At 52.6% G+C, this 18519-nt stretch carries 19 protein-coding genes; all 19 read right to left on the bottom strand.

Annotation, left to right across the window (positions count from 1 at the left end; genetic code table 11):
• Positions 1-52: 52 nt before the first annotated feature.
• Positions 53-1522, bottom strand: a complete 1470-nt coding sequence (locus M655_RS15905; RefSeq protein WP_005836013.1) for a spore germination protein — start codon at positions 1520-1522, stop codon at positions 53-55.
• The gene (gene spoVAEA, locus M655_RS15910; protein WP_005836014.1) at positions 1476-2093 is read right to left on the bottom strand and encodes a stage V sporulation protein SpoVABEA; all 618 of its coding nucleotides are present in this window, start codon (positions 2091-2093) and stop codon (positions 1476-1478) included. Before spoVAEA ends, M655_RS15905 begins: the two co-directional genes overlap by 47 nt.
• Positions 2094-2120: 27 nt before the next feature.
• Positions 2121-2471, bottom strand: coding sequence for a stage V sporulation protein AE (spoVAE, locus tag M655_RS15915; RefSeq protein ID WP_005836016.1), 351 nt, complete (start codon positions 2469-2471; stop codon positions 2121-2123).
• The gene (gene spoVAD / locus M655_RS15920; RefSeq protein WP_005836018.1) at positions 2471-3496 is read right to left on the bottom strand and encodes a stage V sporulation protein AD; all 1026 of its coding nucleotides are present in this window, start codon (positions 3494-3496) and stop codon (positions 2471-2473) included. The genes spoVAE and spoVAD overlap by 1 nt, the downstream gene beginning before the upstream one ends.
• 14 nt (positions 3497-3510) lie before the next feature.
• Positions 3511-3996 (bottom strand): stage V sporulation protein AC, encoded by a 486-nt coding sequence (spoVAC, locus tag M655_RS15925; protein ID WP_005836019.1) that lies wholly within the window; start codon positions 3994-3996, stop codon positions 3511-3513.
• Positions 3997-4094: 98 nt separating this feature from the next.
• Positions 4095-4514 carry a stage V sporulation protein AB gene (locus M655_RS15930; protein WP_007785524.1) on the bottom strand — a complete coding sequence of 140 codons (420 nt, stop codon included), beginning with the start codon at positions 4512-4514 and terminating at the stop codon, positions 4095-4097.
• Entirely contained in the window at positions 4511-5125 is a 615-nt protein-coding gene (locus M655_RS15935) for a stage V sporulation protein AA (RefSeq protein WP_005827376.1), read from the bottom strand. The genes M655_RS15930 and M655_RS15935 overlap by 4 nt, the downstream gene beginning before the upstream one ends.
• A 156-nt stretch (positions 5126-5281) precedes the next feature.
• The gene (gene sigF / locus M655_RS15940; protein ID WP_005827375.1) at positions 5282-6037 is read right to left on the bottom strand and encodes an RNA polymerase sporulation sigma factor SigF; all 756 of its coding nucleotides are present in this window, start codon (positions 6035-6037) and stop codon (positions 5282-5284) included.
• 11 nt (positions 6038-6048) lie between these two features.
• Complete coding sequence (gene spoIIAB, locus M655_RS15945; RefSeq protein WP_005827374.1) at positions 6049-6498, bottom strand: anti-sigma F factor; 450 nt, start codon at positions 6496-6498, stop codon at positions 6049-6051.
• Entirely contained in the window at positions 6499-6849 is a 351-nt protein-coding gene (gene spoIIAA, locus M655_RS15950) for an anti-sigma F factor antagonist (protein WP_005827373.1), read from the bottom strand.
• Positions 6850-6998: 149 nt separating this feature from the next.
• Complete coding sequence (locus M655_RS15955) at positions 6999-8186, bottom strand: D-alanyl-D-alanine carboxypeptidase family protein (protein ID WP_005827372.1); 1188 nt, start codon at positions 8184-8186, stop codon at positions 6999-7001.
• Between the two features lie 99 nt (positions 8187-8285).
• Positions 8286-10358: a methyl-accepting chemotaxis protein gene (locus M655_RS15960; RefSeq protein ID WP_005827371.1), complete on the bottom strand. Its 2073-nt coding sequence runs from the start codon at positions 10356-10358 to the stop codon at positions 8286-8288.
• Positions 10359-10534: 176 nt separating this feature from the next.
• Positions 10535-11494, bottom strand: coding sequence for an ABC transporter ATP-binding protein (locus M655_RS15965; protein WP_005827370.1), 960 nt, complete (start codon positions 11492-11494; stop codon positions 10535-10537).
• Between the two features lie 14 nt (positions 11495-11508).
• Entirely contained in the window at positions 11509-12504 is a 996-nt protein-coding gene (locus M655_RS15970; RefSeq protein ID WP_005827369.1) for an ABC transporter ATP-binding protein, read from the bottom strand.
• A 14-nt stretch (positions 12505-12518) separates the two neighbouring features.
• The gene (locus M655_RS15975; protein ID WP_005827368.1) at positions 12519-13436 is read right to left on the bottom strand and encodes an ABC transporter permease; all 918 of its coding nucleotides are present in this window, start codon (positions 13434-13436) and stop codon (positions 12519-12521) included.
• A gap of 7 nt (positions 13437-13443) precedes the next feature.
• On the bottom strand, positions 13444-14376 hold the full coding sequence (locus tag M655_RS15980; RefSeq protein WP_005827367.1) for an ABC transporter permease: 933 nt from the start codon (positions 14374-14376) through the stop codon (positions 13444-13446).
• 246 nt (positions 14377-14622) lie between these two features.
• Entirely contained in the window at positions 14623-16275 is a 1653-nt protein-coding gene (locus M655_RS15985; protein WP_007785533.1) for a peptide ABC transporter substrate-binding protein, read from the bottom strand.
• Between the two features lie 112 nt (positions 16276-16387).
• Positions 16388-16858 carry an Lrp/AsnC family transcriptional regulator gene (locus tag M655_RS15990; RefSeq protein WP_005827364.1) on the bottom strand — a complete coding sequence of 157 codons (471 nt, stop codon included), beginning with the start codon at positions 16856-16858 and terminating at the stop codon, positions 16388-16390.
• A gap of 331 nt (positions 16859-17189) precedes the next feature.
• Complete coding sequence (locus M655_RS15995) at positions 17190-18497, bottom strand: pyrimidine-nucleoside phosphorylase (RefSeq protein ID WP_005827363.1); 1308 nt, start codon at positions 18495-18497, stop codon at positions 17190-17192.
• Between the last annotated feature and the right edge of the window lie 22 nt (positions 18498-18519).

An 18519-nucleotide genomic window follows, 5' to 3' on the forward strand; every position in this document is an offset into this window, starting at 1 on the left:
TACTACAAGCCTGTGCTTTTGACAATGGGTGATGACATCCGTTTTCTGAATATTATTGACGAGAGGAATTTTGGGAGCGAACGATACTCGGACGCCGGTTTTTGCTTGGAACCGCCAGGCGGACGACGACATCCTTCATCGCCTTGTAGTTAAAAGGAATGAGCGGCCACAAATAAGGCGTGTTGAGCGATCGCGTCGCAGCCAGGCCGACCAGGACAGCGAGGAAGCCGATCATCAGGCCCGGCGTCGAGAAGAAGCCGACCATCAAGATCAGGAAAATGCGCACCAGCCGATTCGCTAGGCTCAGCTCGTAGCTTGGCGTCGCAAACATGCCGATTGCCGCCACGGCGAGGTACAAAATGACCTCCGGCGCAAACAGCCCGACTTTGATCGCGACATCCCCCACGAGAATCGCCGCCAAAAGCCCCATCGCGACCGAAAGCGGTGTGGGGGTATGAATCGCGGCCATTCTCATCAAATCTAGCCCCAGCTCCGCCATAATAAATTGCGCCAGCAGTGGAATGTTGCCTTTATCCTTAATGCCGATGAAATGAAGCGGCTCCGGAATCATCGACGGATGCATTACCAGAAGCAGCCAGATCGGCAAAACGAACACCGAAACCAAAATTCCGAAGAAACGCACCCAGCGCAAGTACGCTCCCACGACAGGAGTCTGGCGGTATTCCTCTGCGTGCTGGACGTGATGAAAATAAGTCGCAGGAGTAATCATGACGCTCGGCGATGTGTCTACGTAAATCAGCACATGTCCTTCCAAAAGGTGTACCGCCGCCACGTCGGGTCGCTCGGTATAGCGGACCAGCGGAAACGGATTCAGCGTCTTCCCGATGATGAACTCCTCAATCGTCTTCTCCGCCATCGGAATCCCGTCGATCTGGATATTTTGCAGCCGTTCTTTCAATTCGTCCACCAGATCCGGGTTCGCTACATCTTGCAGGTACGCGACGGCGACATCCGTTTTGGTGCGCTCGCCAATCTGCATGATCTCGAATCGCAACCGCTCGTCGCGTATCCGCCTGCGCGTCAGCACCGTATTCGTCACGATCGCCTCGGTGAAGCCATCGTGCGCCCCGCGAACAATCCGCTCCGTGTCCGGCTCCTGCGGCGTACGCGTGGGCAACACTTTCGCATCCATAATGATCGCATGGGGAGAGTGGTCGATAATCAGCCCGACCTGCCCGACCAGCAGCTTGTCCATAAACTCGTCTGTTGTATCGACTTTGACGAGCTGAAAAAACGGAATGAACTTGTAAAACAGCGTATCAAACAAATTGTCCGCGACGTCCCTGCCGCGCAAGTCGTTGATCTCCCGCATGATTTGCGTGACGAGCTGACTCTCCACAAACCCGTTTATGTAGTACATAAGCAGCTTCGTGTTGCCCACAAAAAACTCGTGGACGCCGATGTCAAAGCTTTTTCCTACCCCGAGCCTGTCGTTTAGATACTCCTTGTTTTCCTCAATTCGGTCCGAGATGGGGCGTCTTTTCTCCGTCACTGTCGCCATAGGCACCGCTCCTTTCCATGATCCATTGCACCGCCCTTTTGGTGATCGGGCAGCCGTTTTGCAAGCTGTCGCGCCCGTCCATTTTCCCGATGTCTCCGATGCCGATGACATTGGGCAGCTTCAAGGTGTTCAAAATATCGACGGTGTCGCCGTAAATATGATGCTGCAGCTCTTGATCCGCATATCCGTCCTTGTCGACCGCCCCCTCTACGATCTGCCCCTGGTTGTCGACGGAATAGGCAACCGTCACACCGTGTACCCAGTTCGTATGAGAGGCGACTGCGAGCGCGCCAATCACTTCGATGTCCGGGTGGCTGGCGACGTATTCAATCGCCCGCTCCCCGCGCCCTTTGCCAAAATCGCCGTTGTCATCGAACATGACGATGACCGGATCGTGGGGCGCCATCTTGATGAGCTCCACCACCTGCTTGCCGGAAACAGGAGTCGGATTTCCCGCAGACAGCGAAATGCACCTGCCTCCCAGCTCTTTCGCGACGCTCTCCACTGCTTTTTGCGCGATATGGTCGCCGTCTGTCACCAGGATGACCTTGCGCCGCTGATCCTCCCTCATTTGCTCACCGTCCCTGCCCCTGCTGCGTCAGCCTTTCGGTTTGAAGACGAGCGAAGCCAAAAAGCCGAACGCAATCGCAGCCGATATCCCTGCACTGGTGACTTCAAAAATGCCGGTAGCGACCCCGATCAGGCCGTTTTGCTCCGCTTCGCTGATCGCTCCGTGATACAGCGCATGTCCGAAGCTCGTAATCGGCACCGTGGCACCTGCTCCGGCAAAATCAATGAACTTGTCGTACACGCCGATAAAATCGAGCACAACCCCTGACACTACCAACGTACTCATCACGTGAGCCGGGGTGAGCTTGCCGACATCGAGAAGCAGTTGCCCGATGACGCAGACAAGCCCTCCGACGACAAATGCAATTACATATTCCATCATTGTCCTCCTTCGAGCGCAACCGCATGGGCGATGCACGGAATCGAATTGCCTTGCTGCGTGCTGACCGGACTGAGCAGAGCCCCCGTCGCGCATACCAGCACTTTTTTCAGCAAGCCGCGGTTCAACTGGTCCATAATGTAGCTGTAGGTCACAACGGCGCTGCTGGCGCAGCCGCTGCCGCCTGCGAATACGTCCTGATCCGGCGTGTAGATCATCAGGCCGCAGTCGTTGTACACCCCGTCCATATCGTAGCCTTCTGCGAGCATCAGCTCTTTGACGATCGGATAGCCGACAGACGCCAAATCGCCTGTCACGATCAGATCGTAGTCTTTCGGCTCTCGTCCCGTATCCTGAAAATGGGTCAAAAAGGTCGATACCGCCGCAGGTGCCATGGCTGAGCCCATGTCAAACGGGTCTTTAATGCCCATGTCCACCACTTTTCCCAGCGTCGCATACGTAATCCGCGGCCCCGTCCCCCCAATTCCAATCAGCCCGGCTCCCGCTCCCGTCACGGTCCATTGCGCGCTCGGCGGCTTTTGCCCGCCGTATTCGGTCGGATAGCGATACTGTCGCTCTGCCGTGGCGTTATGGCTGCTGCAGGCAGCTACTGCCCTGTCTGCGTAGCCTGCGTTTACCAGAGCCGTCGCCGTAGCCAGTGTCAGCATCGAGGTCGAGCACGCCCCGTACATCCCCAACAGCGGAATCTCCAGCTTTTCGGCCGTGAAGTTGGTCGTGATGTTCTGATTCAGCAGATCGCCTGCCAAAATGACATCGACGTCCTGGCCCGTCACGCCCGCTTTTTTCAGCGCGGTGGAGACGGCGTCCTCCATCAGCTTCCGCTCCGCATTCTCCCACGTATCCTGGCTTGCGTACATGTCGTCGTGAATCACGTCAAACAAGGAGGCCAGTGGCCCTTCGCCTTCCTTCGGCCCTACTGCGACCGCCGAGCTTTGCAGGCGGACGTTTTGGTCGAAGCGCCAGGTCTGGCGGCTCACGCGTTTCTGTTGTGGATTGCTTGACACAGACAGCCCTCCCGTCAAAAGAACATGTGATACAGGCTTTTTAAAACGCCCGCAACAAAGGCCGCCACCACCCCGAACACAATGACGGAGCCTGCGAGCTTGAACATGTTGCCGCCCACTCCGAGAACCAGTCCCTCGCTGCGATGCTCGATAGCGGCCGACGCGATGGAGTTGGCGAAGCCCGTTACCGGAACGGCAGAGCCCGCCCCGGCGTACTGGCCGATGTTGTCATAGACGCCGAGCCCCGTCAGCAGCACAGACAAAAAGATCAGCGTGGCAACTGTCGGATTGCTCGCGGTCTTCTCGGTAAAACCGAAAAAATGGATATACATATTTTGAATAACCTGTCCCAAAAGACAAATCGTTCCCCCGACCCAAAACGCCCGCAACGAGTTCAAGAGGACATTGCGCTTCGGCTGATACTTGGAAGCCTGCTGCTGGTAAAGCTGCTTCGTCATCTGCATCGATCCGAGCGATTTCGATTTCGTTTTGGTTGCCATGCCCTTTCACTCCTTTGTAAGTCCATAGATCCTGCCAGGTCCCCTACCTCTATCTTTCCTTCTTCAAACTTTGCCTATGAATAGCGGTATTTACCAATTCACAGATGCAAGAGCCATTGCAGAAGCGAGCCGGTGACTTTGCCGAACACGACCGCCATCAACAGAAACAGCAGACTGCCATCCATGCTGATCCGCTTCGCCAAAATCGGAAAGACGTTCAGCACCTCGGTCAAGCCGGCAGCCAGTGTGCCGACAAATACGCCCGCAAACAGCCCGTAAAGCGAGGTAACGACGACTGGCATATGAGCTTTGACGTGAAAAAAGTCAATCAGCGTAAAAAAAAGCGCCCCCATCACCAAGGCCCATTCCAGTGCGCGAATATGACGGTGAGCGTTGGTCAGTTGCGTCAGCCTCGGGATAATGTCCAGCACGGTAATGAAGGCGACAAGCCCGCTCCCCACCGCAAGCCCGCCGCCCAGTCCAATCAAGACCAGCAAGCCGCATGCCCATACGCTCATAGCTTCGTTCGCTGGTTTTCTTTGTTCTCGTTCTGGATGTAGTACTGGTCGAGGCTTTGCTGGTACATGAACAGCTCCACTTCCAGGGGGCTTGGCTCTTCGTTGATTTTTTTCTCGAAAATATGGTTGAAAAACAAAATCATCCCCATGCCGATCCCGATCGAATACGGAATCTGCAGCCAGAGCGGCTGCTTGCTCTGCTCACCCGTGATGAGATAAAAAATGCGCTCGTGCACCTCGCGCATGCTGACGTCCGTGTGGAAGTTCATAATCGCCAGGCCCGAGCCGATGAACAAAAGCAGCCAGACGAGCGCAACCAGCACAGGGTTCGCTTTTTTCCGCGGGTTCAGCACTTCCACAATGATTTGCGGCGCTCCCTGGATTTCCAGCTCGACTTCCGGATAGACGGAGCGGACTCTCTGGATAACCTGCATGATGTCGATGACGATCAAGTTGCCGTCCGTCGGCTTGACCTGATAGATTGGCATTCGCTTTAACGCATCCTCGCGTTTCCCATCCCAAAAAAGCTGGCAAATATCCCCTAGCGTAATCATCGCCTCCGGCTTGACTGCCAGACGCTTTCTCAGACGGAGAAACAGCGCGTCTTTCATGAAAACTCCTCCCTGCCTAAAACGTGCTCATTTATCCCGTAGTATGTGCCCGCAGCCAAAATCCATACCCTAAAAAAGGCTGCGGCTGCCATGTACAGGCAAACCAAAAACACCCAAGCGCCAGGCTTCGGTGTTTTCCATCCTTCTATTCGGCTATCAGTGTTCGATCTGATCCTTGATCGTTTGCAAAATGCGCTTCTCCAGACGGGACACCTGAACCTGGGAGATTCCGAGCCGCTCCGCCACCTCAGACTGGGTCTGGTCTTTGTAGTAGCGCAAATAGACAATGAGCTGCTCGCGCTCGCTCAACCGACTGATCGCATCCTTCAGCGCGATTTTTTCAAACCACTTGTTCACGCCTTCGTCGGCGATCTGGTCGATCAGCGTAATCGGGTCTCCGTCATTCTCAAAGACTGTCTCGTGAATCGAGGAAGGCGCCCGATTCGCTTCCTGGGCAAACACCACTTCCTCCGGCGTGATTCCGACGGCGTCTGCCACCTCGGCAATCGTGGGTGCGCGGCCAAATTGCTTGTACAGCTCATCCTTTGTTCGTCGCACCTTGTTCGCGGTCTCCTTGAGCGATCGACTAACCTTGACTGTGCCGTCATCACGCAAAAACCGTTGGATTTCGCCAATAATCATCGGCACGGCATACGTCGAGAACCTGACGTCATAGGAAAGGTCGAATTTGTCCACAGCTTTCAAGAGGCCAATACAACCAATTTGAAACAAATCATCCGCTTCGTACCCTCGGTTGATAAAGCGCTGGACGACGGACCAGACCAACCGGATATTGCTGTTCACAAGAAGCTCGCGCGCTTCGGTGTCTCCAGCCTGGCTTTTGGCGATTAGCTCTTTCACTTGGTCATTGGTCAGAAATGGTTGACTCGCATTTTTGATATCGGCACCCATTGGCACTACCCCTAATTTTGCAAGGCTTTGGCAAACGACAGGCGTTTGGTCAGACGAACGGTTGTCCCTTTACCAACAGCCGTCGCGACTTCCAAAGAATCCATGAAATTCTCCATAATGGTAAAGCCCATTCCCGAGCGCTCCAGCTCAGGCTTGGTCGTATAAAGCGGCTGCATCGCCTGCTCCACATCCTCGATTCCTTTTCCGTTGTCCTCCACGACCAGCTCCACAGCTCCCTCGTCGATTCGCACAGAGATATGTACCACGCCCTCTGGATTTTCGTCGTAGCCGTGAATGATGGCGTTCGTGACAGCCTCGGATACAACCGTCTTGATCTCCTCCAGCTCATCCATCGTGATGTCGAGCTGCGAGATAAACGAAGCGACCGCAATTCGCGCAAACGCCTCATTTTGGCTCAGTGCAGCAAACGATACGGACATAAAATTGCGCTGTACCTTCATTTACGCCACCCCCAGAACAAGCAGAGCATCTGCTTCATTTTCGCGGAACTTGATTACTTTGAACAGGCCAGACATTTCAAAGATCCGGTAAATGGTGGGGTTGATCGAGCATACGTACATTTCCCCCGAGCGGGCGGATATTTGCTTGTAGCGCCCCAAAATCACGCCGATACCGGAACTGTCCATGAAAGCCAAATCAGCCAGGCTCAGTACGATATGACGAATGTTGGGTGTACGCAAAATATCATCCACTTTGCTGCGCAGCTCTTCGGCTGTATGATGGTCCAGCTCTCCCTGCAAGCGGATCACCAGCACGTCCTGCCGGGTCTCCATCGCAATCCGTAAACTCATGGCTGACTCACTCCTTCTCCCTTGAATAACCCTCTCTTTCTGCTTCGCCCAAACCAATTCCTGCCAGGCGACAAAAGAACAAAAAAATCGAGCAGCCGCGCCATCGCATTCGAGGCAACTCGATTCTTTTCGCGCTTCTTTGCTGTCTGTCAGTAACTAATCAAAACGCCCTTGGTGGTTCGCTTGAGAATCTCCCACATGCTTGCTTTATTCACTTGTTGCTCCGGGAACAGGTCAATCCGGTTTACTTCGCGGCCGTCTTTCGTGCGGATGAAAATATGGCCGACGACCTGGTCCTTCGAGAGTGGAGCGTTGACGGAGCGGTTCATGACGACTTCTTTCGTGTACGTGTCCGCCGACTCGCCTTTTTTCATCAGCAGGCTGACGGCTTGTGGCGTCACCACGTTGACTTTGGGCGTCTGCCCTTTATCCACCGTGAGCGACTCCACCGTCTCGCCTTTTTTGTACATCGGCATCACCTGGAAATGGGTGAAAGCGTAGTTGAACATCGTGGACACTTCGTTGTTGCGCGTCTTGACGTCAGGCTCGCCCATAACGACCGCGATGATGCGCATATTGTTGCGTTTGGCGGTAGCGGTCAGGCAGTACTTGGCCTCGCCTGTAAAGCCGGTCTTCAAGCCGTCTACGCCTTCGTAAAAACGGACGAGCCGGTTCGTATTGACCAACCAGAACGGGCTTGCCGAGTCTTTGCGCAAATAATCCTGGTACGTCCCGGTAAACTTCGTAATCCCTTCGTGCTTCAGCAGCTCACGCGACATGATCGCGATGTCTGCCGCAGAGGAGTAGTGATTTTCCGCAGGCAAGCCGTTAGAGTTGACAAAATGCGTGTTTTTCATCCCCAACTGCTTCGCCCGCTCGTTCATCCGGTTGACAAAGCTCTCTTCCGTTCCGGCGAGATGCTCTGCCATGGCGACTGAAGCGTCGTTGCCCGAGGCGATCGCGATGCCTTTTATCATGTCCTCTACCGTCATTTCCTCGCCGGGCTGCAAAAAGATTTGCGAGCCGCCCATCGACGCTGCTCGTTCGCTGGTTCTAACCTTATCGGTAAATTTAAGCTCTCCCCGCTCCACCGCCTCCATAATCAAGAGCATCGTCATCACCTTGGTGATGCTGGCGGGTGGCATTTTTTCGTTTGCATTTTTTTCGTACAACACCGTTCCCGTGTCTGCTTCAATCATGATCGCAGACGAGGCGTGCGGGGCAAAATTCATCTCGCTGTTTGGCGGAGCTGCTTTTTCTTTTGCCAACGCACCCATCGGAGAAAAGATGGTCACACACATGATGAAGCAAGAAGCCAAGTATCCTATCCGTTTCATAGCAGTCCCTTCCCTCCATTCATGGTTTTATTCTCACCAAGGGGGTAGGAAAATATTCACAAAAAAAATCCCTTCCGCATTTCGCAGAAGGGATTCGTTTTAGATCACAAAACGGCTGACATTTTCCGTCAATTCGTCTGCCATCTTTTTCAGTTGTTCCACATTTTCGTTGATGCGCGCAATCGAATTCAACTGCTCGTCTACCGTCTCGACAACCCCGGAGATCGACTCGCTGATTTCGTCGGACATGCTGGCCAGACGCTGCATCGAATTGGTTACAACCTGATTGCCCGCAGCCATTTCCTCGGAGGTCGCCGTCATGGACTCGCTCTGCTCCGCAGCCGACTGAATCTCCGCCACGATGTTTTGGAACGTCGTGCCCACAGACTCGACAGACTTCAAGCCGCCGCCTACCATCGTGACGATTTCGTCCATATGCTTGCTCATATCCATCGCTTCATCGTTAATCGAGTGAGCGATAGCGGCAATGCGCTCGGAGAAGGAGCTGCTCTCTTCTGCCAGCTTGCGCACCTCGCTCGCCACGACCGAGAAGCCGCGTCCTGCTTCGCCTGCGCGCGCCGCCTCAATCGCCGCGTTCAACGCGAGCAAATTTGTCTGTGAGGCGATGCTCGTAATCATTTCGACGATACTGGTAATCTCGCGGGCCCGCTCGCGCAAGCTGTGCATTTGCGCGGCTGTGCGTTCCACCTCGCCTGTCGCGCGGCGTACCGTGTCAATGACGTCCTCGACCAGTTGCATACCGCCCTGGGCGCGCTCAAACGTCCGCGTCGTCGCAATCGAAGTGGACTCCGCCGCGATCGCTACCTGCTCGACGCCTTGCGAGATTTCCGAGACGGTCGTCGCCGTCGCCTGCACCTCGTTCGTCTGCGTGGAAACCCGTTGCGCGATCGTCGAGATGTTGTCAGTGATGACGCTGATCGCCCCTTTGTTGTCCTGGGCGAACTGCGTCAGCTCGTCTGTCGCCACGTTCAACTGGGTTGCTTGTCCTTGCACGAGCGCAATCAGCTTGCGCAGCTCGGCAGCCATCTCGTTCATCTTGCGGCCTACCATCGCCAGCTCGTCATTGCCGTTTACGTTGACATGGACGTCGAAGTGGCCTGAGCCGATGCGATCCATGTCTCTGGCAATCGCAAACAGCGAGAGGCGAATCCGCTTGGCGAACCACCAGATCGCCCATACCGACAGCGCAATAATCGGCAGGCTGAACAGGACAAAGTACAGCCACATGCCATTCACTTCGCCGTACACTTCATCGCTGCCCGTCGACAGGACGACGTTCCACTTCAACAGGTGGATCGGCGCAAAGGCAGCGAAGGAATCTTTGCCGTGATCGGAGTACAACAGGCTGTTGCTCATGTCATGCTTCATCAACTCCAGCATTTCCTCGTAGTCCGACTGCCCTGCGAGCACCAGCTTGTTGTTGTTTTGCGGGTTTTGGTGAGCAACGACCAGCCCGTCCTGCCGAACGACAAACGCATATCCGTTTTGCATGAAGGAGATTTCCGGAATTTTTTCCGTCATCTGGTCAATCGTAAATCCGACGACGAACATGCGGCTCGTATCGCTGTTTTTCTCCCCGACAGGTGTCGCAATATAAAGAAAACTCTTATTAATGCCCTCAACAATTTCCTCGTCTGAAATGACCGTTTTCCCGGTACTCATGACCCGTTGGTAATACTGCTTTTGCTTGAAGTCAATCTCGTTTTTCCCGGTCAGGGAGTAGAGCGACCTCCCGCTGCTGCTGTCTATCAAATAAATTTTGGATATTTCTTTATGCGATTGCCGCATCAGCGTGAACTGCTCCATAATCAACGGCTCCAGCTCTGTCATCATGACGCGCTTGGCGGCAGCCGATTCTGTCGACTTCACGATTGTTTGAATCCAGTCTTCCATGCTGGCCGCGTGCTGCTCCGCCAGCATTTTCGCTTGCTTGGAAGTAATGGAGAGCAAAGTAGATTTTGAAAAAGAAAGCGCTATGTATTGCAACGAGCCAATAATGATAAGTACGAGAATCAAGCCAAAGACAATCATCTTTGTTGCCAGGGAGCCCCGCAGTTTCTCTGTGGCGAGCAGGCTCTTGATGTTTCCTTTTCCAGAAAACGAAAACCCAGCCCCTTTCTTTTTCCATTTCGGCGACAAAAATCGGCTCATGATGCTGCCTCCTTTTCATACCCTACATTTTCTAGTGATGGTTTTGAAAAAAATACCCTTGAAAAAGGTTATCAACTGTACTTATACCCTGTTTTCCAAGTGGTAAAACCTCCCTTTATGAAAGGAGCGAGTTCCGGGTCTGATGCATCCGAGAACTCGCTTTCTTCATGAAAAGATTAATTGTACAAGTGACAAGCAGCGAAGTGTCCGGGCTCGACTTCTTTCCATACTGGTACAGATGCAGCGCACTCCGGCATTGCTTTCGGGCAACGCGTGCGGAAATGACAGCCGCTTGGCGGGTTCATTGGGCTAGGTACATCACCTTGCAGCACGATGCGCTCGCGGTTGCGCTCCACCTCTGGGTCTGGGATCGGAATCGCAGACAACAGGGCTTGCGTATAAGGATGGAGCGGTTTTTCATACAAAGCGTCGCTTTCGGCCAGCTCGACCATTTTGCCCAGGTACATAACGGCAACGCGGTCGGAGATGTATTTCACCATCGACAGGTCATGGGCAATGAACATGTAGGTCAGGCCCATTCTTTCCTGAAGCTGCTCAAGCAGGTTGACAACCTGTGCCTGAACGGATACGTCGAGAGCGGAAATCGGCTCGTCACAAACAATAAACTTAGGTTCTACAGCCAGCGCACGGGCAATCCCGATACGTTGGCGCTGACCGCCCGAAAACTCGTGCGGGAAGCGGTTCATGTGCTCAGGGTTCAAGCTGACCAAAGAAAGCAGCTCCTGGATGCGTTCCTTGCGCTTTTGCCCGGTAGCAAGGCCGTGAATGTCAAGCGCCTCGCCGATGATATCCCCAACAGTCATACGCGGGTTCAAGGAAGCGTACGGGTCCTGGAAAATCATCTGCATGTTGCGGCGCATGGCCTTCATTTCCTGATGATTCAAATTCATGATGCTTTTGCCTTCAAAGAGGACGTCCCCGCCAGTCGCGTCATATAAACGAAGAATCGTACGACCCGCGGTGGACTTCCCACAGCCGGACTCCCCTACTACCCCGAGAGTTTCCCCCCGTTTGATTTCAAACGAGATATCATTCACAGCTTTCAGAGTATTATCGCCAATGGAAAAGAACTTTTTCAAGTTGCGTACTTCAATGAGTGTCTCACGGTTATCCACTGTTTACCCTCCTCCTACGATCCTGCGCGGTTCTGAGCGAGCGGGTGCTGCAGCCAGCATGCTGCTCGTTGGGTCGTGCTGATTTCGTTCAACTCAGGATCGATCTCCTGGCAAACACGCATAGCCGATTCGCAGCGAGCGGTGAAGCCACAGCCCACTGGCGGACGCAGAAGGTCCGGCGGTGTTCCGAAGATGGGAGTCAACGGCTCATCACGGTTCAAGTCCAGACGCGGCACAGAGCGCAGCAGACCTTTCGTGTACGGATGTTGCGGGTTGTAGAAAATGTCATCTACTGTGCCCGTTTCAATCACTTTCCCAGCGTACATGACGATTACGCGGTCGCACATCTCAGCAACAACACCAAGGTCATGCGTAATGAGGATAATGGAAGTACCCGTTTTCTTTTGCAAGTCTTTCATCAAATCCAAAATCTGAGCCTGAATCGTTACGTCCAAAGCTGTTGTCGGCTCATCCGCTATCAACAGCTTGGGCGAACAGGCGAGAGAGATGGCGATCATCGCCCGTTGGCGCATCCCGCCGGAAAACTCGTGTGGATATTGCTCCACACGTTTTTCCGGTTGCGGGATACCTACCATGGTCAACAGCTCAATCGCGCGATCGCGAGCGGCTGCACGGCTCATGTTTTGGTGCTTGATAAGTCCCTCGGTAATCTGGTTGCCAATGGTCATCGTCGGGTTCAACGATGTCATCGGGTCCTGGAAAATCATCCCGATGTCTTTTCCGCGGATGGATTCCATTTCTTTATTCGACTTTTTGACAATGTTCTGTCCATTAAAGAGGATTTCGCCTTTTTTGATCTCGCCTGGCGGCATCGGGATCAGCTTCATGAGGGTTTGAGCGGTTACGGATTTACCGCAACCGGACTCCCCTACAATCGCTACTGCTTCCCCGCGATTTACGTGAAAATTAACGCCTCGTACTGCTTTGACTTCACCTGCATACGTATGGAAGGAGACATGCAGGTCTTTTACTTCGAGAATGCGTTCCATAACGATGATCCCTCCTATTTACGCAGGCGTGGGTCTACTGCATCGCGCAGACCGTCACCAAACAAGTTAAATGCCAAGATGGTCACGGAGATGAAAAGGGCCGGGAACATCAACCGCCACGGATAGTACTTCATGGCAGGCAAACCTTCTGAGGACATCGTGCCCCAGGAAGCAACAGGCGCCGCTACCCCCAAACCGATAAAGGACAGGAAAGACTCTGCGAAAATCGCGGACGGTACAGTCAAGCTGAGCGTAACGATGATTGGACCCAAAGCGTTTGGAATCAGGTGTTTAAAGATCAAACGGCCGCTGTCAGCACCAAGGGAGCGCGCTGCCAGCACGAATTCTTGCGATTTGAGCTGCAAAATTTGCCCGCGCACAATCCGGGCCATCCCAATCCACCCCGTTATCGTCAAGGCGATAATGATCGTGCCGACCCCGGGGGCTAAGACAACCATCAGCAAAATAACGACAAGCAAGTACGGAATAGCGAACAAAATATCAGCGAAACGCATCATGATCTCGTCTACTTTACCGCCATAGAAACCGGCAATACCGCCCCAGATGACCCCGATAATCAAGTCGATGAAGGCAGCAGCCAGACCAACTTCCAAGGAAATGCGAGCTCCGTACCAAATCCGCACGAACATGTCGCGTCCAAGGTCATCCGTACCAAACCAGTGCTCAGCGGATGGCTTTTTGTTTTTGCCAGCCAAATCGGTTGTGAAATAGTCGTTGGAAGACACCATCGGAATGACGACAGCACATACCATCAGCGCGACGATAAAGATCAAGGAAGCCATCGCGACTTTATTCATTTTCAAGCGACGCCATACATCCGCCCAGAAAGAGAGGCTCGGACGCTTGATCGCTTCTGCTTGGCGAAGATCGACCGAAATCGGTTCAAAATGCTCTTTTGTCAATTGCTGCATTTTCACATTACTCCCTTCCTGCGTCTGCGAGTTTAATTCGTGGGTCTACCAAGGTGTACGCGATGTCCACAATCAGGATCATCACTACGAGAATGATGGAGTAGAAGACCGTTGTCCCCATGATAACCGTGTAGTCGCGGTTGGTGATGGACAATACGAATTCACGACCCAGACCAGGAACCCCGAAGATACGCTCGATAACGAATGCACCAGTCAGGATGTTGGCAATCAATGGACCGAGGTAAGTAATAACCGGCAAGAGCGCGTTGCGAATTGCGTGCTTCACGGTAATCGTAAAGGTGTGCAGACCTTTTGCTTTTGCCGTTTTGATGTAGTCTTGTCCAAGGACTTCAATCATATTGGAACGCGTCAAACGAGCGATAAAAGCCATTGGCGACGCGGCGAGTGCGAGAGATGGCAAAATCGTGTACTCGAAGCCTTCCCATTTTGCGATAGGCAAAAGGCCCCATTGAATCGCGAAGAAATACTGATAAAATGATGCCAAGATGAAACCTGGAACGGATAGCCCCAAAACTGCTATCACCATAGCGGAATAATCTTGCCACTTGTTATGCTTCAGTGCTGCAACCACCCCAAGGATAATACCTCCGAAGATTGCCAAGAGCAATGCTTGTGCTCCCAAGTGCGCTGATACAGGGAAACCGCGATTAATCATTTCGTTTACCGTCGAAGATTTTTCTGTAAACGACGGGCCCAAATCCCAAGTAACGACACCCTTCAAATATTCGAAGTACTGCTCGTGCAGCGGCAAATTCAGCTTGTATTTGGCCTCGAGTGCCGCTTTAATCTCATCAGGAACGTTTTTCTCTGATGTAAATGGTCCACCCGGTACCGCTTTCATGATGAAGAAGGTGGCCGTTACAATCAGGAAGAGCGAGATGAGCATGAAGATGATGCGCTTACCAAGATAACGGATCAACTAATTTACCCCCTTGACAGATTTGATTGCTTTCACGTCCCATCTTTACACTGCGGACGTTACCGACACAGTGCAAAAATCGGCTGTGTAAATAACCCAAAAATGATCTCTTGCGTTGAAACTTTTCTCTATATTTTTCTTTTCCAGCTTGTTTGCGAGCTGGTATTTATGGGAAGGGACTGCATAGCAGAAGGTATATGGGTTTCCATATACCCTCTGCCGCAATACCCGATTCCTTCAGTTAGATTACTCTACGTATGCCCATTTCCAGTCGACGTCTCCCAGACCGCCAATGACAACGCCTTTGACGTTTTCTTTCTGTACCCAAGAGTTGGTATAGAAGTAAATTGGCATGATCGGCATTTCGTCCATCAAGATTTGCTCGGCATCTGCGAGAATTTTCTTACGCTTCTCCGGATCAGCTTCCAGAGCAGATTGGTTCAGGAGCTCTTTGAACTTCGGATTTTCCCAACGCGTATCGTTGTTTCCACCCAGTTTGTCCTTGTACAGCTCCAGGAAGTTGATTGGATCGTTAAAGTCGCCCAACCAGCCCATACGGCCTACTTGGAAGTTACCCGCATGCATGTCTTCCAGGTACACTTTCCACTCTTTGTTTTCCAGCTTCACTTCTACTCCGAGGTTTTTCTTCCATTGGTCTTGGATCGCTTCCGCAATCTTTTTGTGACCTTCGGAAGTGTTGTACGACAAGGTAATTGGCGGCAGCTTTGTCAGGCCTTTTTCTTTCATGCCTTCTTCCAAAAGCTTTTTCGCTGTTTCCAGGTCGTTGTCCTTGAAGTAGCCGTTCGGGTTCAGGACCATGGATGGCGGTACTGCCCCTGTTGCCGGGATTTGTCCGGTTTGCAGAATATTGTCAATCAGGGCTTGGCGGTTAATCGAGTAAGCAAAAGCTTTCCGAATCTTCACATTATCGAACGGAGGTTTTTCCACGTTGAACTTGTACCAGTACGTACCCGCGATTGGCTGGGTCGTAATTTTGCCTTGCTCCTTCAGCGCAGGAATCGCATCTGTCGGCAGCGCGCTCATTGGAGCACCCGCCCAATCCAGTTCTCCGTTTTCAAACATGGACAATTCGGTGTTCTCGTCCTCTACCATGGAGAACTCGATGCGATCGAGCTTCACGGCATCCTTGTCCCAATAGTTTTCGTTTTTCACGAGCACGAGCTTGCTTTTGTGCTCCCAGGATTCCATTTTGAACGGGCCGTTGCCCACGTGGGTTTTCGCTTCGCCAGCCCACTTCTCGTTGGCTTCGATCACTTTTTTGTTAACAGGGAAGTAGGTTGGGAAAGCAGTCAGCTCCAGGAAGAATGGAGTCGGATTTTCAAGCTTTACTTCCAAAGTCTTGTCATCCAGTGCCTTCACACCAACATCATCAAGCTTAGCTTCGTTTTTGTTCGCTTTTTCACCGTTCTTAATGTAGTAGAGCTGATAAGCGTAGTTTGCTCCGGTTTTCGGATCGAGTGCCCGCTTCCAGGCGTACTCGAAGTCGTGCGCTGTTACCGGATCGCCATTGCTCCATTTTGCGTCGCGAATGGTGAACTTGTAGGTCAGCATGTCTTCAGAGACTTCCACTTTCTCGGCAGCCGCCTCATGAGGCTTTCCGTCTTCTCCGATGCGGGTGAGACCGTCAAAGGTAGCGCGGATAATCGCTGCGGAAGTAGTGTCTTCCGAAAGGCCAGGGTCAGCCGTAGGTGGCTCAGAGTGCAGGTTCAGTTTCAGAACTTGTGGTTTTTTCTCTGCCTCTGGTGTTGCCGCAGGCTGTTCGGTGCTCGAATTGTTTGACGGTTGTGCTGGAGTGGAAGCTTGCTGGCCACCGCAACCGGCCAATGCCGTACCCAAAACTGCAATCGAGCTTACAAGTGCAAATACATTCTTTTTCAACGCAATAACCCCCCGTACGTTTTCTTTTTTGTCTTTTTTCAGAAAATAAAGGACGAAAAAAACGAACATGGCCCGAAGCTTGCTGACTTCGGCTAGAAGGCATCAACCCCTTTCACTGCAGGGTCACCTCGTCATCGTGAACGATAGAGAAGGAATCTTTGTACTGCTTCAGTTCCAACGAAACATCCGCGCCTACAATCCCTTCAATTTGAGAGAGTCGTTCATTGACGAAAGTGATCAGCTCGTCATTGCTATGGAAACACGCTTGGATAATCAAGTCGTGCTTACCGCTAAATGCCCCCACAAACCGGACTGCAGAGAATTTGCTCAACTCTTCTGCCACATTTTTCTGTGAACCGAGTTTGGTGGTCAACCCGATGATTGCTTGTACTTTCAGCCCAAGCTTTGCCGGGTCGGGATGAATAACGAATTGAAAAACTCCATCTTGCAACAGACGGGTAATGCGAGATCGAATGGTTCCCTCGCTCACGCCAAGTTGATGCGCGATTTCTGTGTACGGGATTCGTCCGTCTTCCTGGAGGATTTGCAGAATCTGCTTGTCAACATGGTCCAGCTTTCTCATAAATACGTTTTTCCGGGAACCTCCATCCTTTTTTTACGAAATTCGAAAAAATCTTTAATAATTTGTCTGTTACATTAAAAGTAATCTGAAATGATAGCGGTGTCAACGAAATTTGACAAGTAGAATTATAAAACATTATAAAGTGTAGCCGAACAGTAAAAATTTTTTTATATTATCAAACAAGCACTTCCTATCTCATATTGAAAAGGAAAATGACAATTTAATCAACTATATTTTCTCGAAAAACTGTATTTTTACACACAGAAAGAGTGTGCGCACCCCAGGCAGGCACACTCTTTCCTTTGTTGATCCTTCAAGAAAAAGGCGCGATTTACGCCTCGATGATTTTATAAATCAGCGGCTGGGCGGACGGAATTGTTGTCGAAATAGAGAAGGCATTCCGCAATTCTTCCAGCGCGCTTTGCAAAAGCTGCTCGTCGTTGGCGTGGATCGTCATCAGCGCCTCGCCGGCCCGGACTTCGTCTCCCCGCTTTTTGTGCAGCACGAAGCCTACCGCCAGATCGATCGGCATTTCCTTCGTCAGACGGCCAGCTCCCAGGACGACAGAGGCATGCCCTACCGCTTCGGCGTCAATCGCCTCCACATAGCCATCCTGCTCTGCGACAACCTGATGAATGATTTTCGCCTGCGGCAAACGGGATAGGTCGTACACGTCCTGTTTGTCGCCGCCTTGCGCTTCCACCATCTCGGCCAGCTTGTCCACGGCTTTGCCGCTCGTCATCAGTTCCTCCAGCTTGACGCGGCCTTCCTCAACAGTGGAAACGAGTCCACCCAAAACAAGCATGCGCGAGCCAATCGAGAGGGCAAGCTCGGTCAAATCTTTTGGCCCTCTGCCAGCCAGCGTCTCTACGGCTTCTTTCACTTCCAGCGCATTGCCCACGGCAAAGCCGAGCGGCTGGTTCATGTCGCTGATGACCGCCACCGTTTTGCGTCCGACCTGGCTGCCGATTGCGACCATCGCGTTTGCCAGCGTTTCCGCTTCTTCCAGGCTTTTCATGAACGCACCCTTGCCGACTTTTACGTCGAGCAGGATGGCGTCAGCGCCCGCCGCAATCTTTTTGGACATGATCGAGCTTGCGATCAGCGGAACCGCTTCTACGGTCGCTGTCACGTCACGCAGCGCGTACAGTTTTTTGTCTGCCGGAGTCAGGTTGCCGGACTGCCCGATGACGGACACGCCAATATCGCGCACCTGCTGCAAAAACTGCTCGCGTGTGCGCTCTACCTGAAAGCCGCTAAACGACTCCAGCTTGTCGATCGTTCCTCCCGAGTAGCCCAGGCCGCGGCCCGACATTTTCGCTACGGGAATGCCTGCTGCTGCCACCAGAGGGGCGACGACAAGCGTCGTCTTGTCGCCTACTCCCCCCGTGCTGTGCTTGTCCACCTTGATGCCTGCCAGCGAGGACAAGTCGAGCTGTTCGCCCGAGCCTGCCATAGCCAGTGTCAAATCTGCTGTCTCGCGCGCTGTCATGCCGCGGAAAAAAACCGCCATCGCCCAGGCGGACATCTGGTAGTCAGGAATGGTTCCGTCTGTATATCCGTCTACGAGAAACTGTATTTCCTCGGTTGTCAGCTCGCCGCCGTCACGCTTTTTGGCAATCATATCGACCATCCGCATAGAAAATCCCCTCCGCCTTGTT

The sequence above is a fragment of the Brevibacillus sp. NSP2.1 genome (assembly GCF_000470975.2).
GTDB lineage: Bacteria > Bacillota > Bacilli > Brevibacillales > Brevibacillaceae > Brevibacillus > Brevibacillus agri.

Excerpts from the sequence above, each read along its gene's own strand:
- spoVAEA (WP_005836014.1), bottom strand. The coding sequence starts at position 2,093 with ATGAGGGAGGATCAGCGGCGCAAGGTCATCCTGGTGACAGACGGCGAC.
- spoIIAA (WP_005827373.1), bottom strand. The coding sequence starts at position 6,849 with ATGAGTTTACGGATTGCGATGGAGACCCGGCAGGACGTGCTGGTGATC.
- M655_RS15930 (WP_007785524.1), bottom strand. The coding sequence starts at position 4,514 with ATGAGCGTATGGGCATGCGGCTTGCTGGTCTTGATTGGACTGGGCGGC.
- M655_RS15935 (WP_005827376.1), bottom strand. The coding sequence starts at position 5,125 with ATGAAAGACGCGCTGTTTCTCCGTCTGAGAAAGCGTCTGGCAGTCAAG.
- sigF (WP_005827375.1), bottom strand. The coding sequence starts at position 6,037 with ATGGGTGCCGATATCAAAAATGCGAGTCAACCATTTCTGACCAATGAC.
- spoVAE (WP_005836016.1), bottom strand. The coding sequence starts at position 2,471 with ATGGAATATGTAATTGCATTTGTCGTCGGAGGGCTTGTCTGCGTCATC.
- M655_RS15990 (WP_005827364.1), bottom strand. The coding sequence starts at position 16,858 with ATGAGAAAGCTGGACCATGTTGACAAGCAGATTCTGCAAATCCTCCAG.
- M655_RS15975 (WP_005827368.1), bottom strand. The coding sequence starts at position 13,436 with ATGCAGCAATTGACAAAAGAGCATTTTGAACCGATTTCGGTCGATCTT.
- M655_RS15970 (WP_005827369.1), bottom strand. The coding sequence starts at position 12,504 with ATGGAACGCATTCTCGAAGTAAAAGACCTGCATGTCTCCTTCCATACG.
- spoIIAB (WP_005827374.1), bottom strand. The coding sequence starts at position 6,498 with ATGAAGGTACAGCGCAATTTTATGTCCGTATCGTTTGCTGCACTGAGC.
- M655_RS15995 (WP_005827363.1), bottom strand. The coding sequence starts at position 18,497 with ATGCGGATGGTCGATATGATTGCCAAAAAGCGTGACGGCGGCGAGCTG.
- spoVAC (WP_005836019.1), bottom strand. The coding sequence starts at position 3,996 with ATGGCAACCAAAACGAAATCGAAATCGCTCGGATCGATGCAGATGACG.
- M655_RS15960 (WP_005827371.1), bottom strand. The coding sequence starts at position 10,358 with ATGAGCCGATTTTTGTCGCCGAAATGGAAAAAGAAAGGGGCTGGGTTT.
- M655_RS15955 (WP_005827372.1), bottom strand. The coding sequence starts at position 8,186 with ATGAAACGGATAGGATACTTGGCTTCTTGCTTCATCATGTGTGTGACC.
- M655_RS15905 (WP_005836013.1), bottom strand. The coding sequence starts at position 1,522 with ATGGCGACAGTGACGGAGAAAAGACGCCCCATCTCGGACCGAATTGAG.